The organism is Nonomuraea sp. NPDC005983 (assembly GCF_040614375.1).
In the GTDB taxonomy this organism is placed as follows: domain Bacteria; phylum Actinomycetota; class Actinomycetes; order Streptosporangiales; family Streptosporangiaceae; genus Nonomuraea.
Genome location: NZ_JBEXUP010000245.1, coordinates 1 through 6,906 on the forward strand (window position 1 = coordinate 1; position 6,906 = coordinate 6,906).

The 6,906-nt window shown below is 72.6% G+C and carries 5 protein-coding genes; 3 read left to right on the top strand and 2 right to left on the bottom strand.

Annotation, left to right across the window (positions count from 1 at the left end; all coding sequences use genetic code 11):
- Together ABZ297_RS45725 and ABZ297_RS45730 are read right to left on the bottom strand one after the other, a co-directional pair.
- Positions 1-998, bottom strand: a 998-nt coding sequence (locus ABZ297_RS45725; protein WP_355360534.1) for a serine/threonine-protein kinase, incomplete at its 3' end; no start/stop codon positions are given.
- Between the two features lie 3 nt (positions 999-1,001).
- The gene (locus ABZ297_RS45730; protein WP_355360537.1) at positions 1,002-2,567 is read right to left on the bottom strand and encodes a serine/threonine-protein kinase; all 1,566 of its coding nucleotides are present in this window, start codon (positions 2,565-2,567) and stop codon (positions 1,002-1,004) included.
- A 97-nt stretch (positions 2,568-2,664) separates the two neighbouring features.
- Here ABZ297_RS45730 and ABZ297_RS45735 point away from each other — a divergent pair, with 97 nt between their 5' ends.
- The 3 genes from ABZ297_RS45735 to ABZ297_RS45745 all read left to right on the top strand — a co-directional run.
- The gene (locus ABZ297_RS45735) at positions 2,665-3,573 is read left to right on the top strand and encodes a hypothetical protein (protein WP_355360540.1); all 909 of its coding nucleotides are present in this window, start codon (positions 2,665-2,667) and stop codon (positions 3,571-3,573) included.
- A gap of 44 nt (positions 3,574-3,617) precedes the next feature.
- Positions 3,618-4,052, top strand: a complete 435-nt coding sequence (locus tag ABZ297_RS45740; RefSeq protein ID WP_355360543.1) for a GNAT family N-acetyltransferase — start codon at positions 3,618-3,620, stop codon at positions 4,050-4,052.
- A gap of 150 nt (positions 4,053-4,202) precedes the next feature.
- On the top strand, positions 4,203-6,906 hold a 2,704-nt coding region (locus ABZ297_RS45745), incomplete at its 3' end, for an AAA family ATPase (RefSeq protein WP_355360546.1).

Genomic DNA, 6,906 nt, shown 5'->3' on the forward strand with positions numbered 1-6,906 from the left:
CTGGGGGCGGGCCTCGCCGTCGTGGCCGCCGCGGGCGCAGGGCTGCTCGGTTCCGCGGACGACGACGTGACCAGGATCAGCGTGACCGCCAGGACGAACGCCACGACCACACCCGCCGCCGACGCGAACGCAGCCACGCGCGGGACCACCCACGCGGGCGCGGGAACCCTGACCGTCGGCACCGGCCGGCCCGCGACCTGCTCCAGCGCCCGGCGCAGCGTCCGCAGGTCAGGACGGCTTCCGGGGTCCTTGGCGAGCAGGCCGAGCAGGAGCGGCGCCAGCGTGCCCGCCCGCTGCGGCGGGCGCGGCGGCTCGGTCAGGACCGCGCCGAGCGTGGCGATCGCGGTGTTGCGCTGGAACGGCTGGACACCCTCGACCGCCGTGTAGACGGTCGCGCCCAGCGAGAACAGGTCCGACGGCGGCCCGGGGAGCGCGCCATCGGTGAGACATTCGGGCGCGGTGAACCCCGCCGTGCCGACGGGGGCGGTCGCGCCCCGCTGGGCGGTTCCGGCGGGCGCGGCGATGCCGAAGTCCGACAGCAGGATGCGGCCGTCGTCGGACAGCAGCACGTTGCCCGGCTTGACGTCCCGGTGCAGCAGGCCCTGCGCGTGCGCCGTGGCCAGCGCCGACAGCACGAACAGCCCGATCGACGCGGCCCACGCCGGCGACATCGGGCCGCCCGACTTGATCACCTGGTCGAGCGAACGCCCTCGCACCAGCTCCATGACGATCCACGGCTCGCCGCCGTCCTCGACCACGTCGTGCACGGCCACCACCGCCGGATGCCGGATCCTGGCCGCCGATCGGGCCTCGTGCAGTGTGCGCCGGCGCAGCGCGTGCTGGTCGGCGGGGGAGAGGTTCGGCGGGAGCAGCACCTGCTTGACGGCCACCTCGCGGCCGATCGCGGTGTCCTGGGCGCGCCAGACGATGCCCATGCCGCCGCGGCCGAGCTGTTCGACCAGCCGGTAGCGGCCGCCGATGAGTCGCGGTTGGTTCATGCCTCACTCCTGGCCGTTCAGTGCCCGTGCGGCCCACCGTGCGGCGTTCCTCGCCGCCTCCCGCATGGCCGCGTTGTCGCCGATCTTGCTCACGTCCACGTACTCGACCTCGACGTTCACGTTGCTGAGCCGGAAGATCACCGTGATGTGCTCCGCCTTCCCCTGCGGGGCCGCGTACTCGTAGGTGAACGCCTCGTCACCGATCCCCTCCAGGTCGGCGACGTTCACCCGCGGCTGGGTGACCGGCTTCTCGAGGCCGATCTCGGGCCAGCTCCAGGACATCCTGGCGGGCTGGCCCCGGACGTTGCGGTAGTTGGCGTACTGCAGCTCCGCGTCGTCAGGACCGCCGGCCCACTTGTCCTGGAGGTCCTGGAGGTCCATGGCCTGGACGCTGATGCCCTTGCCGCGGGCGGTCCACTCGCAGGAGTCGCCGTCGCGCCTGCCCTTGCCCACGCCGGGAGCGAGCTTGGCGACCTGACCGGCGGTGAGCAGCCTGCACATGTCCACCGGGACGCTGAACCTGGCGGTCTGCTCGGGGCGCGGCGTGGCCGGCCGGGTGGCCTGCTGAGTCGGCTGCTGGCTGGTCTGCTGTGTGGTCTGCTGGGTCGCCGCGCTCGCCTGCTCCTCCTGCCCCGAGGGGCGCAGCGCGACGAACGCGACGGCCGCCGCCGCTGCCGCCACCACCCCGGCCCCGACCAGGACGGGCAGCAGCTTCCCTCGCCTGGGAGGCGGCGGGGCGAGCGCGGGGCCGCCGTCCGCGACCCGCCGCAGCAGCTGCTCGGCCGCCTGCGCGACCGGCCGCTGGAACGGCTCGCGCGCCAGCATCAGCATCAGCACCGGCCCGAGGTGCCCGGCACGCTGCGGCGGCCTGGGCGGCAGAGTCAGCGCGTCACGCAGCACCGACATCGGGGACGTGCCCACGTACGGCGCCTGGCCCTCGACCGTGGCGTACAGCGTGGCGGCCAGCGACCACAGGTCCGACTCGGGGCCGCCACGCTCGCCGCGCAGCCGCTCCGGCGCGATGTAACCGGGCGAGCCGATCAGCAGCCCCGACTCGGTGATCGTCGCCTGGTCCTCCAGGCGGGCGATGCCGAAGTCCGTCAGGATGACGCGGCCGTCGTCGCTCAGGAACACGTTCGCCGGTTTCACGTCCCGGTGCTGGATGCCGTGCGCGTGCGCCATCGACAGCGCCTCCAGCACCCGCAACCCCAGCGCCGCCGTGCGCTCGGGCGACCACGGGCCCTCGGCGGCCACCGCGTCCTTCAGGTCGCGGCCTCGGAGCAGTTCCATGACGATCCACGGCCTGCCGTCCTCCGACAGCACGTCGTGGATGGTGATGATGCCGGGATGGCGCAACTGGGCGGCCGCCATCGCCTCGCGCACGGCCCGCTGGAGCGCCTCCGCCCGCTCGGCCGGTCCGAGGGACTGCGGAAGGAGCACCTCCTTGATCGCCACCTGGCGGTCGAGCAGCTCGTCGTGGGCGAGCCAGATGGTGCCCATGCCTCCCTGGCCGAGCGCGCGCAGCACCCGATAGCGGCCTGCGATCTTCGAATCCCCCAGACCAGGCACGACACGGAACCATAGTGTTTGCCGGTTTCGGTTCGCTATATTTCCCGAGTCAACGGGCCAAGAGCTTCCCATTTGTAATGATCGGGAGTGATCAGACATGCAGGGTCAGAGCGCGCCGCCCGTCCCTCCGACCTCCTACTGGCCGGACGCCGGGGGCGAGCGGCCCACGACGTCCAGGGCGCCGGGGTGGGCGAAGGGCGTCCTGGCCGGCGCCGCGGCGGTGGCCGTCCTGGGCGGCGGGCTGATCGCCGTGCGCAACGTCGGGCAGGAGAGCCCTCCTCCGCTGGCCCGGCCGACCTTCGAACTGCCGTCTGCTCTGCCCTCCGCCCTTACATCCACCCCGCCCTCTGCGCCGCCCTCCGCGGAGCCGCCGGCCTCGTCGCTGCCGTCCGAAACGGCCTCCGCGTCCGAAACGCCGACCGCGACGTCCACGTTCGCGCCGCTGAAGGCGGTGCCCGAGGTGTGTGACCTGCTCCCGGCGAGCCTGACGTCACGGCTCGCGCCCAAGGCGGTGTCCGAGCCGGGCGTCCAGAAGGACGGGTACGGCGCCCTCAGGAAGGGCTGCGTGTGGACGCAGAAGACCAAGAACCTCAAGAACGGCCACCTGGAGCTGCGCTCCATCCACCTCGCCGTCAACGTCTGGCCCAGCGTGGACGCCGCCAGGAGCGACGCCGCCTGGAGCTTCGACTCGATGAAGGACATGGGCGGCACCAAGGAGGAGAACCCGGGCCTGAAGTACCTGAGCACGTACGGCCAGGTGAAGGACCTGTCGGACGTCGGGGACGAGGCGCACGCGATGTACACCTCGAACCTGAAGGGAACCACCAACGTCTGGGTATACCTGGTCATGGGGAACACGACGGTCGACGTCCGATACTTCGGCACTGACAACAAGGGCGACGACATCCTCGCCCAGGGCAAGGACACCACCCCGGTCGCCGAGGACGTACTCCTGAAGGGCGCCGAGGAGATCTCCCAGCAGGCGATCAAGGCGCTCACAGGCTGAACGTGATTGGACGGGCCTCACCGGACGATCTAAGGTCGTACATCATGACGTCTAATGATCTTCAATACAGGAGGGCTGAGAAGGCCGACGCGGACCAGCTGTTCGCGCTGGCCAGGGAGTTCGGCCTGACGTTCAAGCCCGAGCGCGAGGCCTTCGACCTGGCGCTTCCCGAGCTGCTGAAGAACGAGGACGCCATACTGCTCACAGCCGTGGTCGACGGCCGTCTCCATGGATACCTGCTGGGGTTCGTCCACCTGACCCTGTTCGCCAACGGGCCCGTCGCCTGGGTCGAGGAGGCCATGGTGCAGGCGGGCTCGCGCAGGCAGGGCATCGGCAGAGGGCTGCTGGAAGGGTTCGAGGCGTGGGCACGCTCGCGCGATGCCCGCTACGTCGCCATGGCCACCCGCCGGGCGCCGGAGTTCTACCACGCGCTCGGCTACGAGGAGTCGGCCACCTTCTGGCGAAAGGTCCTGCGCTAACGGTCCTCGCTGGGGAAGGCGCTCGGACATGAGTATCCACGGCGTGGAGCGCCTACCTGTCGAGTGATGGAACGAGGGCTCGTTCCGGCCTGTGAGATCCCTGGCAGGCGAGGGCTCGTTCTGTCGTTGCCGGATGGCATCCTTGGGGGCGTGAGCATCCACACGGTGAGCCCCCTGCTCGTCGGCCGGTCCGGCGAGCTCGCCGCGCTCGGGCGGGCGCTGTCACGCGCCCGCGCCGGAACCGCGTCCACGGTGCTCGTCGGCGGCGAGGCGGGCGTCGGCAAGACCAGGCTGATCAGAGAGTTCACCGACCAGGTCGACGACGCGCTGGTGCTGGTCGGCGGCTGCCTCGAACTCGGCACCGAGGGCCTGCCGTTCGCGCCGTTCACCGCCGTGCTGCGCGGCCTGGTGCGCGGCCTCGGCCGCGACCGGGTGGCCGAGCTGGTGCCCGGCGGCACCACCCGTGGGCTGGCCCGGCTGCTGCCCGAGTTCGGCGAGCCCGACAGAGACGGCCCCGAGGCCCGCGCGCGGCTCTTCGAGCAGATGCTCGGCCTGCTGGAACGGCTGGCGGAAGACCAGCCGGTGCTCCTGGTCGTAGAAGACGCGCACTGGGCCGACCGGTCCACCCGCGACCTGCTGTCGTTCCTCGTCCGCTACCAGCGTTCCGACGTCCCTCTGCTGATCGTCGTCACCTACCGCACCGATGAGCTGCACCGCAACCACCCGCTGCGCCCGCTGCTCGCCGAGCTGGGCCGCGTCGACTGGGTCGCCAGGCTGGAGCTGCGCAGGCTCACCCGCAGAGAGGTCGTCGCCCAGGCGGCGAGCATCCTGGAACGCGAGCCGTCCGCCGCCGACATGGAGGTGGTCTACGCGCGCAGCGAGGGCAACCCGCTGTTCGTGGAGGCGCTGCTCAGCGAGCCCGACGGCGACGCGCTGCCCGAGTCGCTGCGCGACCTGCTGCTCGCCAGCGTCGAGCGGCTGCCCGACGAGACCCAGGAACTGATGCGCGTGGCCAGCGCGGGCGGCCAGCGCATCGAGCACGACCTGCTGTCCGCCGTCGCCGGGCTCGACGAGGGCGCGCTCTCCCGCGCGCTGCGTCCGGCCGTGGCGGGCAACGTCCTCGTCGTCGACGGTGAGGGCTACGCCTTCCGGCACGCGCTGATCCGTGAGGCGCTCCACGACGACCTGCTGCCCGGCGAGCACACCCGCCTGCACACCCGTTTCGCGCAGGCGCTGGAGCAGGACCTGTCGATCCTGCCCGCGCCGCGCGGCGCCATCGAGCTGGCCCACCACTGGCACTCCGCCCACGACAGCACCTGGGCGCTGGTCAGCGCCTGGCGCGCGGCCGCCGCCGCCCGCAAGTCCACCGCCTACGACGAGCAGCTCCGCATGCTGTCCAGGGTGCTGGAGCTGTGGGAGCAGGTGCCCGACGCCGCAGAGCGCATCGCCATCGGCCACATCGACGTCCTCAGACAGGCATCCACCTCCGCCCACCTGGCCGGCGAGTATGAGCGCGCCATCGCCCTGGCCACCGCCGCGCTCGCCGAACTCGACCCGTCCGCCGACCCGATCGCCGCCGCCCGCCTGCTCCGGCAGCGCGGCCTGACCCGCTACGACCTCGGCAGGCCGGGCAACCTCGACGACCTGCGCGAGGCCGCCACCCTGGTGCCCGCCGAGCCGCCGAGCAAGCTGCGCGGCCAGGTGCTCGAGACCCTGGCCCGCATGCTGCACGCGCCCGACATGTGGCAGGAGAAGATCTCCATCGCGCAGCAGGCCATGGAGCTCGGCCGCCAGGTGGGCGACGCCGCCACGGAGGCGCACGCGATGATCACCCTCACCTGGGCGCGCTTCCGCTACTCCGAGATCGACGAGCAGGTCGACTCCTTCGCCGAGGCGCGGCGGCTCGCCCGCAAGGCGGGCGCCTACAACGCGGTCATGCGCAACGCGATCTCCGAGTCCGACGCGCTGGAGGGTGCGGGCCGCCACGAGCAGGCCGCCAAGGTCGCCCGCGACGGCGTCACCGAGTCCGACCAGTACGGCCTGGCGCGCACCTCGGGCACGTTCCTGTCGATCAACCTGGCCGAGCCGCTGGTGTCGCTCGGCCGCTGGAAGGAGGCGCTGGAGGTCATCGAGCACGCCCTCGACCTCGCCCCGCCGGCGCCGTACCGGGCCAGCCTGCAGGGCTTCGCCGTCGACATCGCGCTCGCCCGCGGCCAGCTCGACCGGGCCGAGTCGCTGCTCGCGGCCTCGCGCAGCGTGCTGTCACGGGGCACCTACCGAGACCAGAACGTGCTGCCGCACGTCCGCAGGGAGGTCGAGCTGCTGATGGCGCGCGGCCGTCACGACGAGGCCCGCGAGCTGGCGTCCCGCACGCTGCGCGAGCAGGAGCTGACGGACAGCTCCCGCTACTTCTGGCCGCTCCTGGTGACGGGCGCCCAGCTCGGTGGCCCGCTGCTGCCGGAGCTGCACGCGCTGGCGTCCCTGCTGAAGGTGGAGGGCGACCTCCAGCAGGCCCAGCACCTCACCTTCACCGCCCTCGCGGGCCCACCCGCTCATCTCGGCGGCGCGCGGTCACACACCTGGCAGCCCTCTCCGGAGGAGTCCGCGCGGGAGCTTTCTGACGGTGGTCCGGGGTTGGCTGACGGCGGCGAGGGGGCCGCTCGGCCGGCGGGGGCTACCGATGGGGAGCGCGCGACTGCCGGTGGTGCCGAGGTGGCCGCCTGGCGGCTGAAGGCCTGGGACACTGCCGCCGCGGCCTGGGCGGCGCTGCGCCAACCGTACGCGGAGGCGCGGTCGCTGGCCGGGGCCGCGCGTGCCGCAGTGGTTTGCGGCCCCCTGCCGGTCGCCGCAAACC

Excerpts from the sequence above, each read along its gene's own strand:
- ABZ297_RS45735 (WP_355360540.1), top strand. The coding sequence starts at position 2,665 with ATGCAGGGTCAGAGCGCGCCGCCCGTCCCTCCGACCTCCTACTGGCCG.
- ABZ297_RS45740 (WP_355360543.1), top strand. The coding sequence starts at position 3,618 with ATGACGTCTAATGATCTTCAATACAGGAGGGCTGAGAAGGCCGACGCG.